The organism is Aeromonas sp. Marseille-Q7275, assembly GCF_965119515.1.
In genome coordinates this window covers 161,229-177,944 of sequence record NZ_CBCPLW010000008.1, presented here as the reverse complement: position 1 = coordinate 177,944, position 16,716 = coordinate 161,229, and the positions used below count along the sequence as shown (strand labels likewise).

Annotated in this window: 19 protein-coding genes; 16 read left to right on the top strand and 3 right to left on the bottom strand. The window is 62.1% G+C overall.

Going from position 1 to position 16,716, the window contains the following annotated elements:
• The first annotated feature begins 4 nt into the window (after positions 1–4).
• From secF to nlpI, 3 genes are all read left to right on the top strand, one after another.
• Positions 5–952, top strand: a complete 948-nt coding sequence (secF, locus tag ACWPWQ_RS09965; RefSeq protein ID WP_139434242.1) for a protein translocase subunit SecF — start codon at positions 5–7, stop codon at positions 950–952.
• A gap of 94 nt (positions 953–1,046) precedes the next feature.
• Positions 1,047–1,415 carry a rhodanese-like domain-containing protein gene (locus ACWPWQ_RS09960; protein WP_139434243.1) on the top strand — a complete coding sequence of 123 codons (369 nt, stop codon included), beginning with the start codon at positions 1,047–1,049 and terminating at the stop codon, positions 1,413–1,415.
• A gap of 90 nt (positions 1,416–1,505) precedes the next feature.
• Complete coding sequence (gene nlpI / locus ACWPWQ_RS09955; protein WP_307764782.1) at positions 1,506–2,438, top strand: lipoprotein NlpI; 933 nt, start codon at positions 1,506–1,508, stop codon at positions 2,436–2,438.
• Positions 2,439–2,524: 86 nt separating this feature from the next.
• On the opposite strand, the gene ACWPWQ_RS09950 is transcribed toward nlpI, so the two are convergent.
• Both ACWPWQ_RS09950 and ubiU read right to left on the bottom strand, forming a co-directional pair.
• A complete protein-coding gene (locus tag ACWPWQ_RS09950; RefSeq protein WP_454009680.1) occupies positions 2,525–3,397 on the bottom strand; it encodes a U32 family peptidase in 873 nt (290 codons plus the stop codon).
• A gap of 12 nt (positions 3,398–3,409) precedes the next feature.
• Positions 3,410–4,405, bottom strand: coding sequence for a ubiquinone anaerobic biosynthesis protein UbiU (ubiU, locus tag ACWPWQ_RS09945; protein ID WP_139434245.1), 996 nt, complete (start codon positions 4,403–4,405; stop codon positions 3,410–3,412).
• Positions 4,406–4,595: 190 nt separating this feature from the next.
• Between ubiU and ubiT the strand changes: the two genes are divergently transcribed.
• Positions 4,596–5,111, top strand: coding sequence for a ubiquinone anaerobic biosynthesis accessory factor UbiT (gene ubiT / locus ACWPWQ_RS09940; protein WP_454009679.1), 516 nt, complete (start codon positions 4,596–4,598; stop codon positions 5,109–5,111).
• On the opposite strand, the gene ACWPWQ_RS09935 is transcribed toward ubiT, so the two are convergent.
• Positions 5,076–5,492 (bottom strand): hypothetical protein, encoded by a 417-nt coding sequence (locus tag ACWPWQ_RS09935; protein WP_454009678.1) that lies wholly within the window; start codon positions 5,490–5,492, stop codon positions 5,076–5,078. The two genes, ubiT and ACWPWQ_RS09935, sit on opposite strands and share 36 nt — an antisense overlap.
• A 184-nt stretch (positions 5,493–5,676) precedes the next feature.
• On the opposite strand from ACWPWQ_RS09935, the gene trmJ reads away from it, so the two are divergent.
• From trmJ to ACWPWQ_RS09875, 12 genes are all read left to right on the top strand, one after another.
• On the top strand, positions 5,677–6,411 hold the full coding sequence (gene trmJ, locus ACWPWQ_RS09930) for a tRNA (cytosine(32)/uridine(32)-2'-O)-methyltransferase TrmJ (RefSeq protein WP_454009677.1): 735 nt from the start codon (positions 5,677–5,679) through the stop codon (positions 6,409–6,411).
• Positions 6,412–6,504: 93 nt separating this feature from the next.
• Entirely contained in the window at positions 6,505–7,008 is a 504-nt protein-coding gene (gene iscR, locus ACWPWQ_RS09925; RefSeq protein WP_025327241.1) for a Fe-S cluster assembly transcriptional regulator IscR, read from the top strand.
• A 52-nt stretch (positions 7,009–7,060) separates the two neighbouring features.
• Positions 7,061–8,275 carry an IscS subfamily cysteine desulfurase gene (locus ACWPWQ_RS09920; RefSeq protein WP_247626398.1) on the top strand — a complete coding sequence of 405 codons (1,215 nt, stop codon included), beginning with the start codon at positions 7,061–7,063 and terminating at the stop codon, positions 8,273–8,275.
• A 54-nt stretch (positions 8,276–8,329) separates the two neighbouring features.
• Entirely contained in the window at positions 8,330–8,713 is a 384-nt protein-coding gene (gene iscU / locus ACWPWQ_RS09915; protein ID WP_005299770.1) for a Fe-S cluster assembly scaffold IscU, read from the top strand.
• A gap of 15 nt (positions 8,714–8,728) precedes the next feature.
• A complete protein-coding gene (iscA, locus tag ACWPWQ_RS09910; RefSeq protein ID WP_005324290.1) occupies positions 8,729–9,052 on the top strand; it encodes an iron-sulfur cluster assembly protein IscA in 324 nt (107 codons plus the stop codon).
• Positions 9,053–9,138: 86 nt separating this feature from the next.
• A complete protein-coding gene (gene hscB / locus ACWPWQ_RS09905) occupies positions 9,139–9,657 on the top strand; it encodes a co-chaperone HscB (protein WP_454009676.1) in 519 nt (172 codons plus the stop codon).
• Positions 9,658–9,685: 28 nt separating this feature from the next.
• Entirely contained in the window at positions 9,686–11,542 is a 1,857-nt protein-coding gene (gene hscA, locus ACWPWQ_RS09900; RefSeq protein ID WP_454009675.1) for a Fe-S protein assembly chaperone HscA, read from the top strand.
• A gap of 1 nt (position 11,543) precedes the next feature.
• Positions 11,544–11,882, top strand: coding sequence for an ISC system 2Fe-2S type ferredoxin (fdx, locus tag ACWPWQ_RS09895; protein WP_454009674.1), 339 nt, complete (start codon positions 11,544–11,546; stop codon positions 11,880–11,882).
• 158 nt (positions 11,883–12,040) lie between these two features.
• Positions 12,041–13,345, top strand: a complete 1,305-nt coding sequence (pepB, locus tag ACWPWQ_RS09890) for an aminopeptidase PepB (RefSeq protein WP_139434251.1) — start codon at positions 12,041–12,043, stop codon at positions 13,343–13,345.
• Between the two features lie 100 nt (positions 13,346–13,445).
• Positions 13,446–14,738 carry an aminopeptidase PepB gene (gene pepB, locus ACWPWQ_RS09885; RefSeq protein WP_454009673.1) on the top strand — a complete coding sequence of 431 codons (1,293 nt, stop codon included), beginning with the start codon at positions 13,446–13,448 and terminating at the stop codon, positions 14,736–14,738.
• Positions 14,739–15,008: 270 nt separating this feature from the next.
• Positions 15,009–15,437, top strand: a complete 429-nt coding sequence (gene ndk, locus ACWPWQ_RS09880; RefSeq protein WP_005324280.1) for a nucleoside-diphosphate kinase — start codon at positions 15,009–15,011, stop codon at positions 15,435–15,437.
• A 168-nt stretch (positions 15,438–15,605) separates the two neighbouring features.
• Positions 15,606–16,709, top strand: a complete 1,104-nt coding sequence (locus tag ACWPWQ_RS09875) for a bifunctional tRNA (adenosine(37)-C2)-methyltransferase TrmG/ribosomal RNA large subunit methyltransferase RlmN (RefSeq protein WP_202045940.1) — start codon at positions 15,606–15,608, stop codon at positions 16,707–16,709.
• Positions 16,710–16,716 lie beyond the last annotated feature (7 nt).

Sequence of the window (16,716 nt, the reverse complement as noted above, 5' to 3'; positions counted from 1 at the left end):
AGACATGTTTCAGATCCTACATTTTGAAAAGCCCATCCCCTTCATGCGTTTCGCCAAGTCGGGAATGGTGTTCTCTGCCTTGCTGACGATGCTCGCCTTGTTCTGCCTGTTCGATCGTGGCCTGAACTGGGGGCTGGACTTTACCGGGGGCACCACCATCGAGGTGGGCTTCCAGCAATCGGTGAGCCTGGACAAGATGCACGAAGCGCTGGACGAGCAGAAGATTGAAGGGGCGACCCTGCAGTTCTTCGGCTCCAGCCGCGACGTGCTGGTGCGCATGGCTCCCCAAGAGGGGGTCAAGGTCGAGCAGCAGGGCAACGAGGTACTGGCAGCCGCCAAGCTGATCGACGAGGGCGCCGTGCTCAAGCGGGTCGAGTTCGTCGGTCCTTCGGTGGGTGACGAGCTGGCGACAGACGGTGCCCTGGCCATGCTGGCCTCCATCCTCTGTATCCTGGCCTACGTGGCGGTGCGGTTCGAGTGGCGTCTGGCCATGGGGGGCATCCTCTCCCTGGCCCACGACGTCATCATCACCCTCGGCATCTTCGCCTACTTCCAGTACGAGTTCGACCTGACCGTGCTGGCGGCGCTGATGACCCTGGTGGGCTACTCCCTGAACGACACCATAGTGGTGTTCGACCGGGTGCGGGAGAATTTCCGCAAGGTGCGTCGGGGGGATACCGCGGAGATCATGGATCTCTCCATGACCGAGACCCTGAGCCGGACCATCATCACCTCGGGGTTGACCTTCGTGGTGGTGGTGGCGCTGCTGCTCAAGGGTGGCCCGCTGATCCACGGTTTTGCCATCGCCATGGTGATAGGGGTGGCCTTCGGGACCTACTCCTCCATCTATGTGGCGAGTGCCTCTGCCATGTTCTTCGGGGTCAAGCGGGAGCACATGCTGCCGACCCAGGTGGAAAAAGAAGGGGCGGATCAGCAAGAGATCCTGCCGTAACAGACAAGGGCGCCACAAGGCGCCCTTTCTCTTGGGGAGCGGCTGAGTCATTATGCTCCCCAGCCCCCATCCTCATTAACGCAAGGAGCAAGCCATGCAACACAATCCCCGTTTTCTGGCCCTGGTAGAGGCCATTCGCCCGCAGATACGGGAAACCGACGTGCACCAGATCAGGCGCTGGCAGGAAGAAGGCCGTGCTTTTCATCTGATCGATGTGCGGGAAGATAACGAGTGGGCGACCGGGCACCTGCCGGGGGCCGAACACCTGGGCCGCGGTGTGATGGAGCGGGACATCGAGACCCGTTTTCCCGATCCCGACACCGAGCTCTACCTCTATTGTGGTGGGGGATTTCGCTCCATCCTGGCGGCGGACAACCTGCGGAAGATGGGGTATTCCCGGGTGGTCAGCGTCGATGGAGGCTTTCGTGGTTGGCGTGATGCCGGATACCCTGTCGAATCCTGATTTATTTGAGGGATAGGGGTTGCGCCACATGACAAAAGGCCGGTTGACCTTTACCATATGCGGGGTCAAGCGTAAGCGTCGGAGTGTTCATTGAACGTCAGGATAGGGATTGGATACCTCACCGGTATCCTGTTGTTGCTCCCCATGTGGGGATGCAGCAGTAGCAGTCAGGTTACAGCGCCTCAAGTTCCCAAGCCGCAACCCGCTTCATTGGTATTGGCGACCCCCTTGCAGGTCTCCTACCAGAGCGAGTTGGCCTTGGCGCGACTCGGGCAGATGCTCAGTGAAATGGAATTGACGACCGAACAGCGCGCCGAACTCTTCTATGAGCGTGCCGTGGTGTTTGACCGGGTTGGCCTTCGTTCCCTCGCTCGGCTCGACTTCAACCGCGCCCTGCGGGAGAAGCCCGACTTTGCCGAGGCTTACAACTTCATCGGTGTCTATCTGGTTCAGCAACAGAACTATGACGAGGCCTATGAGGCATTCGATTCGGCACTCGAGCTCGCCCCGGATTACGATTACGCCTACCTCAACCGTGGCATAGCGCTCTATTACGGCAACAGGCCCGAGCTGGCCACCGCCGACATGAAGCGTTTCTACGAGGCGCAGCCGGAAGATCCCTACCGGGTGATCTGGCTCTATCTGGCCGAGCAGAAGCTCAACGGGCCGGCGGCCATGAGCCGGATGCGCGAGCGGCTCAACAAGTATGACGACGACGCCTGGAACTGGGATCTGGTCCGCCTCTATACCGGCGAGATCAACGCCACCCAGCTGATGGGCAACGTGGTGAAAGGGGTGAAGGACAACCGGGAGCTCGCCGAGCGCCTGTGCGAAACCTACTTCTACCTCGGCAAGTTCGAGCTGGCCAAGGGCAACCGCAAGGAAGCCATCAGCTACTTCAAGCTGGCGCTGGCCAACAACGTCTATGACTTCATCGAGCATCGCTATGCCCTGCTCGAGCTGGAGCTGATGGCGCGCAAACCCTTGCCGCCGGGTGCCCAGGGCAAAAACAGCAAAGCGTGAGAAGGGCATCCGCCCTCAGTGAAAAAGGCCTCTTGATGAGGCCTTTTTGCTGTCTGCTGCTGGGGGATGCGGGTGTCATTCCACTGTTATTCCACCAGGCTCATGCCAGGGATCTGCCGCCAGTAACCGTTGCAGTCCCGCTCCTGCTGCAGGGGGAGGGGGGCCTGACCCTGCTGGTTGGCCTTGAAACGGGCCAGCATGTCGAGTGTCTCTATCCCTTCGGGGGAGAGGCGCACCACGTCCACCAGTCCCGCCATGCCTTCGAGCTCGTTGCCGAGGTTGTAGCAGTAGCCGGACTGGGTCTGGATACCGTTGAGATTGAACACCTTCTGCCCCTCGCGGCTGCTGGCGAGGCGCCCTGTGGGGTAGTGGATGCAGGCGAGCTCGCAGTTGTCCTTGGGCTTGTCGAGGGAGCGGGCGGTAAAACAGCGCGCCGAATAGGCGAGCGGCAGGTGGCCGTAAGCGAACACCTCCACCTCGAACTGCTGGCGGGCCGGCCCCAGATCCTGGCTGAGCTGTACCAGCCAGTCGCGAGAGAGCTCCACCGGCATCACCCAGCGCCGCATCCCCTGCTTGAGCAGCATGCGCAGCACCTCGGCATTGTAGGCATTGATGGCCGGGCCACACACGAAGGGCAGCCCCGCCTCCCAGGCGAGCTGAACGGCGCCGAGATCGTTGGCCTCGATCATGAGATCGCCGTTGTCGACCAGCCGCTTGACCTCCTTGAGCTCAGACGGCGCCGAGATCAGCGCCAGGGTGGAGAGCACGGCCTGCTTGCCCGAGCTCGCCACCTGGCGGGCCAGGGCAATCCAGTCATCCCCTTTCAGTTCGCGGCGCTTGCTGCACACCGTCTCGCCCAGATAGATGATGTCGGCCTGGCTCTGCGCCGCCGCCTCATAGAAGGCCTGGGTATCGGCCTTGGGCCAGTAGAAGAGCAGGGGCCCGAGAGAGAATTGCATGATGTGCTCCTTTTATTGCCACTGGCGATGATAGGCGCCGAGGGTGGTCTGGCTTCCCTCGGAGACGCGGGCAAGCTGGGCATCCCACTCGCTCTTGACGCTGTAGGCGTCGGGGTTGGCCTGATAGGCGTCGATGGCGGCGCGCCAGACCCGGGTCACCTGTTCGACATAGGCGGGGCTGCGCTGGCGGCCCTCGATCTTGACCGACTGGATCCCGGTCTGGAACAGCTCGGGCAAGAGGCCGAGGGTGTTGAGGCTGGTAGGCTCCTCCAGGGCGTGGTAGGTCTGGCCATCCACCTCGAAACGCCCCTTGCACAGGGTCGGGTAGCCGGCGTTTTCCCCCGGGCCGTAGCGATCGATCAGCACCTCGTTGAGACGGGATTCGAGACCGCGGGGGGTCTCTTCCCAGCGCACGAACTTGGCGGGAGAGCAGGCACCCACGGTATTGGGGCTTTCGCCCGTCATGTAGGAGGAGAGATAGCAGCGCCCCTCCGCCATGATGCAGAGGCTGCCGAAGGCGAACACCTCGAGGCCGACATCGGTCTCGCGGGCCAGCTGCCTGACCTGGTGCATGGAGAGCACCCGTGGCAGCACCACCCGGCCGACGTTGAAGTGCTGCTGGTAGAAGCGGATGGCGGCAGCGTTGGTGGCGCTCGCCTGGACCGAGACATGGAGCTCCATGTCGGGATGATGGCGGCTGGCGTAATCCAGCACGGCGAGATCGGCGATGATCAGGGCATCGGCACCGAGCGCCACCCCTCTGTCCACCGCCTGCTTCCATCTGGCATCCGAGCCCGGGTGGGCGAAGGTGTTGATGGCGATGTGCAGCTTGCGACCGTGCCGGTGCACATAGTCCACCGCTCTTTCCAGCTTGCTGTCCGTGAAGTTGAGCCCGGCGAAGTGGCGGGCATTGGTGTCATCCTTGAAGCCGATATAGACGGCATCGGCCCCGTTATCCACGGCTGTCTTCAGTGCCGGCAGGCTGCCTGCCGGGCAGAGTAATTCCATCGGGTACGCTCCGAGAGGGCAAAAATGCAAAAAGTGGCCCGATTGTATGCAGGCTTGGACCCCCGCTTTTTGACCTGAGGCAGCTTTAGGTGGCTTTACCCTTCTTGAGGTAAGTGGGCACAAGTTTGATTTTCAACAGGATCCTGATAATTGCACTGTGTTTGAATGGGCAAAAAACTGGGAGTTTATCGTGTTTCAACAACTGCAACGCCGCCTGATCGAACAGGCCCCTCGTCTCTTGCGTCATCCCCTCAAGCTGGTGCCCTTCACCCTGCAGCAAAACCTGATGGAGGCCTTGCTGGCGCAGGCGTTCAAGGAAGCCATCCAGGACGGGGATTTCGCCTTCCTGGCGGGCAAGTGGCTCAAAGTCGAGGTATCGGATCTCGATCTCTACTGGTTCGTCAGCGAGCGAGAGGGAAAACTGGTGGTGGCCCGTGACTGCGAGCGAGCCGATGTCTGCTTCAGCGGCAGCAGCCAGGATCTCATCCTGATTGCCGGTCGCAAGGAGGATCCGGACTCCCTCTTCTTCCAGCGCAGGCTGAAGATAGAAGGGGATACCGAGCTGGGCCTCGAGGTGAAGAACCTGATGGACAGCTTGGATCTCGATGGGCTGCCCGGGCTGATGAAATATCCCCTGATGGATCTGGCCACCCTGATAGCGCGGGTGCGATCAGCGCAGGATCCGCTGCCCGCGTCTATGGCCTGAGCCGCGTCTCAGCTGCAGGGCCAGTCCCCGGGCATGATGGCGGTGACGCCGTCGGGCCCACAGGCAGCGACCAGCCCAGAGACAGGGGAGCAGGGCGAGCAGGGCCGTGGTGTCAGGCAGGCGCAGCAGCACCAGCCCGAGCGCCAGCCACAGGAAGGGCAGGGCCTCGTAGTACCACTCCGGTTGCACCCAGCGCTTGGCGGGATAGATGACCAGATCGGTGCGCCTGTAGTTGGAGCGCATCATCCAGAGGAGAGCACCCACGGTAAACAGCAGGGTCGCCGCGAGCCAGAGCAGCGGGGAGTGGGCAAAGGACCACAGCGCGGCGGAGAGCAGCAGGTAAAGCAGCGGCAGTTGTTCATAGATCCAGGGGGGAAGCATGAGAGGGTGACTCCGGATAGTGCGGCTCGACCCTCTAAGGTTAGCCCTCCCTTTTCCCGCCTTCAGGCCGGTTGGTTATACGAACCATCACTTTTGTTCTGAAATGCGGGGTCAGAAGCGGTGCCAAAATAGCGATTGGTTATGTTACAATTGCGCGCCATTTTTGACTGAAGATTGACTGGGCATGTTGGATCAGATTCGTATCGTGTTGGTAAACACCTCTCACACCGGCAACATGGGGTCTGCGGCGAGAGCCATGAAGACCATGGGGCTGACGCAGCTGGTGTTGGTCGATCCGCAAGCCTTGCCAGATGACGATGCCATCGCCCTGGCGGCGGGGGCCAGTGATGTGCTGGCCAATGCCCGCATAGTCCAGACGCTGGACGACGCCATCGCCGATTGCGGCCTGGTCATCGGCACCAGTGCCCGATCCCGCACCCTGAGCTGGCCTATGCTGGATCCCCGTGAAGCGGGTGAGAAGCTGGTGAAGGAAGGGGTAACGCACCCGGTCGCCCTGGTGTTTGGCCGTGAACGCACCGGTCTCACCAACGACGAGCTGCAGAAGTGCCACTACCACGTGGCCATCCCGGCCAATCCCGACTACAGCTCCCTCAATCTGGCCATGGCGGTGCAGACCCTCTGCTACGAGGTGCGCATGCATTGGCTGGAGGCTCAGGGGAGTGACACGGCGGGCGCAGAGGCGGAGCGGGCCGATTATCCCAGCGCGCAGCAGCTGGAAGGCTTCTATCTGCACCTGGAGCAGACCCTGCAGAAGACAGGCTTCATTGCCGATGATCACCCTGGTCATGTGATGAGCAAGCTGCGTCGTCTGTTCAATCGCGCCCGGCCGGAAGTGGTTGAATTGAATATACTGCGTGGCATTCTCACCTCGGTGCAGAAAGCCCGGCCACAGGATTAATCCCGACTGATTTACTCAAGCATATACTTGACTGTTTTAGTCGGGTATGTGACCATGTGCCCATATTGATTTGTTCGCAAGACGGTAAGGCATATGAGACTGACCTCAAAAGGACGTTACGCTGTGACAGCCATGCTAGACGTGGCGTTGCATGCAGAGCAGGGGCCCGTTCCCTTGGCTGATATTTCAGAGCGCCAGGGCATCTCCTTGTCCTATCTGGAACAACTGTTTGCCCGTCTGCGCAAGCATGGACTGGTGAGCAGCGTGCGCGGCCCGGGTGGCGGTTATCGCCTCGGCCTGGCCCCTGGCGAGATCTCGGTAGGTCAGGTGATCACCGCGGTCGATGAGTCGGTCGATGCGACCAAGTGTCTCGGCAAGGGTGGCTGCCACGGCGGTACCCAGTGCCTGACCCACTCCCTGTGGCGTGATTTGAGCGAGCGCATTTCCAGTTTCCTGGGGGACATCACCCTGGCGGAGCTGGTCGGTCAGGCCGATGTGCGCCGCATCGCCGGCAAGCAAGATGAACAAATGAAGACCGTGTTGTCCCTGGTTGACAGGGCAGAACGCGGTGATGTGAGCTTAAAAGTCCAACTATAAACGTGCTTTCCACGACGAGTCGCTGTGTGACCCCGTCGTAACGGAGAAAAACATGAAACTGCCTATTTACCTTGATTATTCGGCAACCTGTCCGGTGGACCCGCGTGTCGCAGAAAAAATGATGCAGTGCCTCACCATGGACGGCCTGTTTGGCAATCCTGCCTCCCGCTCTCACCGTTTCGGCTGGCAGGCCGAAGAGGCGGTGGACCTGGCCCGTAATCAAGTGGCAGAGCTGATCGGTGCAGATCCTCGCGAGATCGTCTTCACCTCCGGCGCGACCGAATCCAACAACCTGGCCATCAAGGGCATAGCCCACTTCTATGCTGGCAAGGGCAAGCACATCATCACCTCCAAGACTGAACACAAGGCGGTGCTCGACACCTGCCGTCAGCTGGAGCGTGAAGGCTACGAGGTGACCTACCTCGAGCCGATGCCTAACGGCCTGTTCACCCTGGAGCAGATCGAAGGCGCCCTGCGCGATGACACCATCCTGGTCAGCATCATGCACGTCAACAACGAGATCGGCGTGGTGCAAGACATCAACGCCATCGGCGAGCTGTGCCGCTCCCGCAAGGTCCTGCTGCATGTGGACGCGGTCCAGAGCGTGGGCAAGATCCCGGTCGATGTGGAAGCGCTGAAAGTGGATCTGCTCTCCATGTCTGCCCACAAGGTATACGGCCCGAAAGGCATAGGTGCCCTCTACGTGCGCCGCAAGCCGCGGGTGCGCCTGGAAGCCCAGATGCACGGTGGCGGCCACGAGCGCGGCATGCGCTCCGGCACCCTGGCGACTCACCAGATCGTCGGCATGGGCGAGGCTTTCCGCATCGCCAAGGAAGAGATGGCGAGCGAGAGCCAGCACATCATGGCCCTGCGTCAGCGTCTGTGGGACGGCATCAAGAACATCGAAGAAGTCTATATCAACGGCGATCTGGACCAGCGTGTCCCGGGTAACCTGAACGTCAGCTTCGCCTATGTGGAAGGGGAATCCCTCATCATGGCGCTGAAGGATCTGGCTGTCTCTTCCGGTTCGGCCTGTACCTCGGCCAGCCTGGAGCCTTCCTACGTGCTGCGCGCCCTGGGCCTGAACGACGAGCTGGCACACAGCTCCATTCGCTTCAGCATCGGTCGCTTCACCACAGAGGAAGAGATCGACTACGCAATCAAGCTCATCTGCGACTCCATCGGTCGTCTGCGCGAGATGTCCCCCCTGTGGGAGATGTTCAAGGACGGCGTCGATCTGAACACGGTCGAGTGGGCACATCACTGATCCTTGCCAGCGTGGCAAGTGTTTGGTGAACAACGGAATTAGCAGGAGTTAGATATGGCTTACAGTGAAAAAGTAATCGACCACTACGAGAATCCCCGCAACGTCGGTGGTTTTGACAAGAACGACCCCAGCATCGCGACCGGCATGGTCGGCGCACCGGCCTGTGGCGACGTGATGAAACTGCAACTGAAGATCAGCGACGACGGCATCATCGAAGACGCCAAGTTCAAGACCTACGGCTGCGGCTCCGCCATCGCCTCCAGCTCCCTGGTGACCGAATGGGTCAAGGGCAAGACCCTGGACGAGGCTGCCGGCATCAAGAACACCGACATCGCCGAAGAGCTGGCCCTGCCACCGGTGAAGATCCACTGCTCCATTCTGGCGGAGGATGCCATCAAGGCCGCCATCGCCGATTACAAGCAGAAGAAAGGTCTCTAAGGTCCGGAGAGCAGTATGGCCATTACCATGACAGATGCCGCAGCGGCACGGGTTTCCTCTTTCATAACCAACCGGGGCAAGGGCATAGGCCTGCGCCTCGGCGTTAAGACCACCGGCTGTTCTGGCCTTGCCTATGTGCTCGAGTTTGTGGATGAGCTGGCCGCTGAGGATCAGGTGTTCGAGCAGAACGGTGTCAAGATCATCGTCGATGCCAAGAGCCTGATCCATCTGGATGGCACCGAGCTGGACTTCGTCAAGGAGGGCCTCAACGAGGGCTTCCAGTTCAACAACCCGAACGCCAAGGGCGAGTGCGGTTGTGGCGAGAGCTTCAGCGTCTAATCGATGAAGCCGGCAGCCTGCTGCCGGCTTTGCCGTTCAAGATGGATGGTGAGCAAGGCACTAGCCTTCGAGTCTGAGGACACAGAATGAATCATTTCGAGCTGTTCGGGCTGGCAGAGGGCTTCGAGCTCGATACCCGCCAGCTGGCAGACACCTACCGCCAGTTGCAAACCCGGTTTCACCCCGATCGTTTTGCCACCGCCCCCGAGCGGGAGCAGTTGGCCGCGGTGCAGCGTGCCGCCCAGATCAACGATGCCTTCACCACCCTCAAGTCCCCCCTGCGCCGGGCCGAATACCTGCTCTCCCTGCGCGGCACCGACATTCGAGGCGAGCAACAGACCCTGCAAGACACCTCTTTCCTGATGCAACAGCTGGAGTGGCGCGAGCGCCTGGCTGAGTTGAAAGGAGAAGCGGATCCTGAGGGGACCATCGAAGATTTTCGTCGCGAGATCAGGCATGATCACCAGTCTCTGATGCAACGGCTGACCGATGCCCTCACCGCGGGTGAAGATCTGGCGGCGGCCGATTGCGTGCGCAAACTCAAGTTTGTCGACAAGCTCCTCGAGGAGCTGGAACGATTCGAAGACTCGCTGTTCGAGTCTTGACCCTCTAACGCTGGAATTGTGATTACCCATGGCATTACTGCAAATCGCCGAGCCCGGCCAGAGCGCCGCACCTCATCAGCACAAACGTGCCGTAGGCATCGATCTCGGCACCACCAACTCCCTGGTTGCCGCCGTACGCAGCGGCCAGGCCGACACCCTGTGTGACGAGCAGGGGCGTGATCTGCTGCCCTCTGTGGTGCACTATCAAGCTGGCCAGGACGCCGCCATCAGGGTGGGTTTTGACGCCAAGCGCGAGGCCGCCCTCGATCCCCACAACACCATCGTCTCGGTCAAACGGATGATGGGCAAGGCGCTTGCCGACATGGATACCCGTCAGCAGCCTTACGAGTTCGTGGCCGCCGACAACGGCATGCCCCAGATCCAGACCCGCCAGGGGCTGGTCAATCCGGTGCAGGTCTCGGCGGAGATCCTGAAAAAACTGGCCGAGCGCGGCGCCGCCTCCCTGGGGGGCGACCTCGACGGCGTGGTCATCACAGTGCCCGCCTATTTCGACGACGCCCAGCGCCAGGGCACCAAGGATGCGGCCCGTCTGGCCGGTCTGCACGTGCTGCGCCTGCTCAACGAGCCCACCGCCGCCGCCATCGCCTACGGCCTCGACTCCGGTCAGGAAGGGGTGATTGCCGTCTATGACCTCGGTGGCGGCACCTTCGACATCTCCATCCTGCGTCTGCATCGCGGGGTGTTCGAGGTGATGGCCACCGGCGGCGATTCGGCCCTGGGAGGCGATGACTTCGATCACCTGCTGGCGGACTGGATCAAGGAGCAAGCCGGCCTGAGTGGCCAGCTCGATGCCCGCACCCAGCGCGAGCTGCTGGACGTGGCGGCGGCGGTCAAGCACGGCCTGACGGATGCCGACCGCGTTGCCTGCACCTTTGCCGGCTGGCAGGGGGAGGTGAGCCGCAGCCAGTTCGACGAGCTCATCCTGCCGCTGGTCAAGCGCACCCTGCTGGCCTGCCGCCGCGCCTTGCGCGATGCGGGTCTGGAGCAGGTGGAGGTGCTGGAAGTGGTGATGGTGGGGGGCTCCACCCGGGTGCCGCTGGTGCGCGAGCTGGTGGGGGAGTTCTTCCAGCGTACGCCGCTGACCAGCATAGATCCGGACAAGGTGGTCGCCATCGGCGCCGCCATCCAGGCCGACATCCTGGTGGGCAACAAGCCCGATGCCGAGATGCTGCTGCTGGACGTGATCCCGCTCTCCCTCGGTCTTGAGACCATGGGGGGGCTTGCCGAGAAGGTGATCCCGCGCAACACCACCATACCGGTGGCCCGCGCCCAGGAGTTCACCACCTTCAAGGATGGCCAGACTGCCATGGCCATCCACGTGGTGCAGGGAGAACGCGAGCTGGTGGCGGATTGCCGCTCCCTGGCCCGCTTCACCCTGACCGGTATTCCGCCCATGGCGGCCGGCGCCGCCCACATTCGCGTCACCTTCCAGGTGGATGCGGACGGGCTGCTGTCGGTCAGCGCTATGGAGAAATCCTCCGGCGTGCAGGCGGAGATCCAGGTCAAGCCCTCCTATGGCTTGGCGGAAGAGGACATCCTCAGCATGCTGAGCGCCTCCATCGCCAATGCCCAGCAGGACATGGATGCCCGCATGCTGGCGGAGCAGCAGGTCGAAGCCGATCGGGTGGTGGAGAGCCTCAATGCGGCGCTGGCCGCCGATGGCGAGGCGCTGCTCAATGCCGCTGAGCGTGCCGAGATCGACACCGCGATCACTCATCTGCTGGCCATGCGTGCCACCGGCACAACCAATCAAATCAAAGATGCCATCGAGGCGGCGGATGCCGTCAGTGGCGAGTTTGCGGCCCGTCGCATGGATGCGTCCATTCGCAAGGTGCTGACCGGCCAAAACGTCAACAAGGTGTAATATGCCCAAACTGATCATTCTGCCTCACCCCGAACTCTGTCCGGACGGCGCCGCCCTCGAGGGCGCGACCGGTGAGACCATACTGGACATCGCCCTGCGCAACGGCATCGAGATCGAGCATGCCTGCGAGAAGTCCTGTGCCTGTACCACCTGCCACTGCGTGGTGCGGGAGGGGTTTGACTCCCTCGAGCCGAGCGATGAGCTGGAAGACGACATGCTGGACAAGGCATGGGGACTGGAGCCGGAATCCCGCCTGAGTTGCCAGGCCCGTCTGGCGGGCGAGGATCTGGTGGTGGAGCTGCCCAAGTACACCATCAACCTTGCCTCCGAGCGTCATTGATTGACCCGCTAATTACACATGAGTGAATTGCGCGTGCAGCATCCCATGGTGCAGTGATGATATGGTGAAGGCCGTACCCCTCGGGGGAACGGCCTTTTTTGTCTCCGTTACCCCGCGCTGTTAATGAATCGTGCCAAGAAAAAAGGAAGCAAGAGAAGATGGCTGACATGATGAAGGTACTGTTATCCGCCCAGGCCGCTGCCGCCCACTGGGGTGAAGGCGCCCTGCTCAGTTTCAGTGGTGAGGAGACCCTGATCCACCTGGGGGCCAGCGTCCAGCAGCAGGATGCCCTGCGCACCATTCAACGGGCGGCCCGCCGACTCGAATCGAGCGGCATCAAGGGGGTGAGCCTGGCCGGTGAGGGCTGGGATCTGGAGCGTCGCTACGCCTTCGCCCAGGGCTTCTATGCCGCCAAGGGGCAGCGTGAACTGGACTTCGGCGAGCAGAGCGCAGCGGATGCCCGCGAGCTGGAGGCCCTGGTCAAGGCGACCCGCTGGGTGCGCGAGGTGACCAACGGTTGCCCGGAAGAGATCTACCCCATGAGCCTGGCGGAGTCCGCCCTGCTGCTGATCCGCGGCCTGGGTGGCGATCAGGTCACCGCCCGCATCACCGCAGGGGAAGCCCTGCGGGAGGCCGGCCATATCGGGATCTGGTCGGTGGGCCGGGGCAGCGAGCGCGAGCCCGTGCTGCTGGAGCTGGACTACAACCCCACCGGGGATCGCAACGCCCCCGTGGTGGCGGCCCTGGTGGGCAAGGGCATCACCTTCGACTCCGGCGGCTACTCCATGAAGTCCTCTGACAACATGCTGCCGATGAAGTCCGACATGGGCGGGGCCGCCATGGTGACCGGCGCCCTGGCGCTCGCCATCAGCCGCGGTCTCGACAAGCGGGTGAAGCTCATCCTCTGCTGCGCCGAGAACCTGGTCTCAGGCCACGCCTTCAAGCTCGGCGACATCCTCACCTACAAGAACGGCATCTCGGTGGAGATCCAGAACACCGACGCCGAAGGGCGCCTGGTGCTGGCCGACGGCCTGCTGGCGGCCTCCGACAGCGGCGCCGCCCACATTCTCGATGCCGCCACCCTGACCGGCGCCGCCAAGACGGCGCTGGGCCGCGACTACAACGCCGTGTTTGCCCTCGACGAACGGGAGCAGGCGCGCGCCCTGGCCGCCGCGAAAGCCGAGAACGAGAAGGCCTGGCCGCTGCCGCTGGAACCCTGGCATGTGGGGCAGCTCACCTCGGCCTTCGCCGAGCTGGGCAACGTGGCCTCCGCCGAAGGCACCGCCGGTGCCACCACGGCCGCCGCGTTTCTGTCGCGCTTCGTCCGTGACGAGGGCAAGGGCTGGGTGCACCTGGATCTCGCCGCCTCCTATCAGAAATCCGGCAACGAGCTGTGGGCGACCGGTGCCAAGGGGCACGGTCTGCGCACCATAGCGCGCTGGTTGCAGGAGGTTGCTGCATGAACATCTGCTTGAATCACGAGTGGCGCCGTGAAGTGCGCCAGATGCCGGCAGGCCAGGCCTGCGCATCCATGATTGCCCGCTGGTTGCAGGAGGTGACGGCATGAATATCTGGCTGAGCCGTGAATTTGCCGCCCCCGAGTGGGGCGAGGGGGCGCTGCTCTCCCACCGTGCCGATGGCATGGTGATCCACCTGGTGACGGTGTCCCCCTTGCTGGACATCCAGCAGGCGGCCCGCCGTCTCTGTGGTCAGGGGATCCAGAAGGTCGCCCTGTGCGGTCACTGGGAGCGCGAGCAGCAGTGGGCCTTCGCCCAGGGACTGCAGACCCCCAAGGCCGAGGTGGAGCTGCAGTGGGCGACTTCGTCCGAAGAGGACAGGGAGGAGCTGGAGGCGCGCTGGCTGTGCGGGCGCTGGGTGCGCGAGATGACCAATGCGACCCCGGAACAGCTGGGGCCGCTGGAGCTGGCGGTGGAGGCGGCGGCCTTCATCACCGAGCTGGCGCCGGACAGGATCAGCCATCGCATCCTCAAGGGTGAAGCCTTGCAGCAGGCGGGCTGGGTCGGTCTCTATCAGGTCGGCCGCGGCAGCGATCGCGAGCCCGTGATGCTGGAGCTGGACTACAACCCCACCGGGGATCGCAACGCCCCCGTGGCGGCGGCCCTGGTGGGCAAGGGCATCACCTTCGACTCCGGCGGCTACTCCATGAAAACCTCTCAGGGCATGCTCACCATGAAGCATGACATGGGGGGAGCGGCCATCGTCACCGGCGCCCTGGCGCTGGCCATACTGCGCGGCCTCGACAAGCGGGTGAAGCTCATTCTCTGCTGCGCCGAGAACCTGGTCTCCGGCCATGCCTACAAGCTGGGCGACATCCTCACCTACAAGAACGGCACCACGGTCGAGATCGTCAACACCGACGCCGAGGGGCGCCTGGTGCTGGCCGACGGCCTGCAGCTCGCCGGTGAATCCGGTGCGCCCCTCATCATAGACGCTGCCACCCTGACGGGCGCCGCCGTGATGGCCCTGGGGGGACGCTACAACGCCTTGTTCGGCCTCGACAAGGGGCTGGTGAGCCGCGCCATGGCCTATTCGGATGCGGAGCAGGAGCCGGCCTGGCCGCTGCCGCTCGAGCCCTGGCACCGCCAGCAGTGCCCGTCCCACTATGCCGATACGGCCAACAGCCGTCCGGTGCCGGGCGGTGGTCCGGGCGGCGCCTCCAACGCGGCGGGTTTCCTCTCCCGCTTCGTCGGCAATGAAGGGCGGGGCTGGCTGCACGTGGATCTGGCCGCCTGTTTCAGCGAGAACGGTGACAACCTCTGGGCCCCCGGGGCCAACACTCTGGGGATGCGCACCATAGCCCATACCCTGCTGGCGGAGACGCGCCGAGGGGCATGACAAGGCGAAAGGGCACCTCGGGGTGCCCTTTTCAACGGTGCTGGGAATATGAGCAATAGATAGGGTTTTAGCGGGTTAGCGTGACGATCGTGCACAAGCTCACGTTTTTTCTCAGTGCCATGGCACAAGATGAGTCACCATGTTGTTTCAAGGAATTTTTTGTTTAATAAAAAGTTGCTTTTTTGTGTGTTATTTCGTTTTTTGTTTACGTATAATCGCCGCCGAACATGGATTCCTACAATAAAACTCTGTAGTTAAGGAAAGAACTCAATGGCTATCGAACGTACCTTCTCTATCGTCAAGCCGGACGCGGTCAGCAAGAACCTGATCGGTGCCATCTACAGCCGCTTCGAAAGCGCCGGTCTGAAAGTGGTCGCCGCCAAGATGCTGCACCTGAGCAGCGAGCAGGCCGCCGGTTTCTACGCCGAACACCAGGGCAAGCCTTTCTATGATGGCCTGGTCGCCTTCATGACCTCGGGTCCCGTCATGGTACAGGTGCTGGAAGGGGAAGACGCCATTCGCCGTCATCGCGAAATCATGGGCGCCACCAACCCGAAAGAGGCTCTGGCTGGCACCCTGCGCTCCTGCTACGCCGAGAGCATCGATCGCAACGCGGTGCACGGCTCCGATGCCCCGGCCTCTGCCGCCCGTGAAATCGCCTACTTCTTCTCCGACGCCGAGATCTGCCCGCGCGGCTGATTTTCGTCAGGAGATCATCAAGGGAGCCTCGGCTCCCTTTTGTTTTTTGGTCATTCGGTCAATATCCACTTATTCTCCAGGTGGAAAGGCAGACCCATTATTTGTACAATGCCGCCCCCTGACGTAGGTCAGCCGATAATTTATGAAGTGTGTGAGCTGAGGCCCTTGATGAGCGAAACAAAAACCAACCTGCTGGATCTCGATCGGGATGCCATGCGTGCCTTCTTCGTCGAGCTGGGCGAGAAGCCGTTCCGGGCAGATCAGATAATGAAGTGGATCTACCACTCCGGTTGTGATGACTTCGATCAGATGAGCAACGTCAACAAGGCGTTGCGTGAGCGTCTCAAGGCCATTGCCGAGATCCGGGCCCCCGAGATCAGCCGTGAACAACGCTCCGCGGATGGCACCATCAAGTGGGCCCTGCAGGTCGGGGATCAGGAAGTCGAGACCGTCTACATCCCGGAGGCGGATCGCGCGACCCTCTGCGTCTCCTCCCAGGTTGGCTGCGCCCTGGCGTGCACCTTCTGCTCCACCGCCCAGCAAGGTTTCAACCGCAACCTGAAGGTCTCCGAGATCATCGGCCAGGTCTGGCGTGCCGCCAAGGTAGTCGGTGGCAAGCGCCCCATCACCAACGTGGTGATGATGGGCATGGGCGAGCCGCTGCTGAACCTCGCCAACGTGGTGCCGGCCATGAGTCTGATGATGGATGACTTCGGTTTTGGCATCTCCAAGCGCCGCGTCACCCTCTCCACCTCCGGTGTGGTACCGGCACTGGACATGCTGGGGGACCAGATCGACGTGGCCCTGGCCATCTCCCTGCATGCGCCGAACGACAAGTTGCGTTCCGAGATCATGCCGATCAACGACAAGTACAACATCGAGGCCTTCCTCGCGGGGGTGCGCCGCTATCTTGCCAAATCCAACGCCAATGGCGGCCGGGTGACGGTGGAGTATGTGCTGCTCGATCATATCAATGACGACATGCAGCATGCCCACGAGCTGGCGCAGGTTCTCAAAGAGACCCCTTGCAAGATCAACCTGATCCCCTTCAACCCCTTCCCGGGCAACCCGTTCGGCAAGCCGAGCAACAGCCGCATCGACCGTTTCTCCAAGGTACTGATGGAATACGGCCTGACCGTCATCGTGCGCAAGACCCGCGGAGATGACATAGACGCGGCCTGTGGCCAGCTGGTGGGGGAGGTGATCGACCGCACCAAGCGCACCATGAAAAATCGGATGCAACAGGATGGGATTTCCGTCAAAATGGTTTAACTCGCTA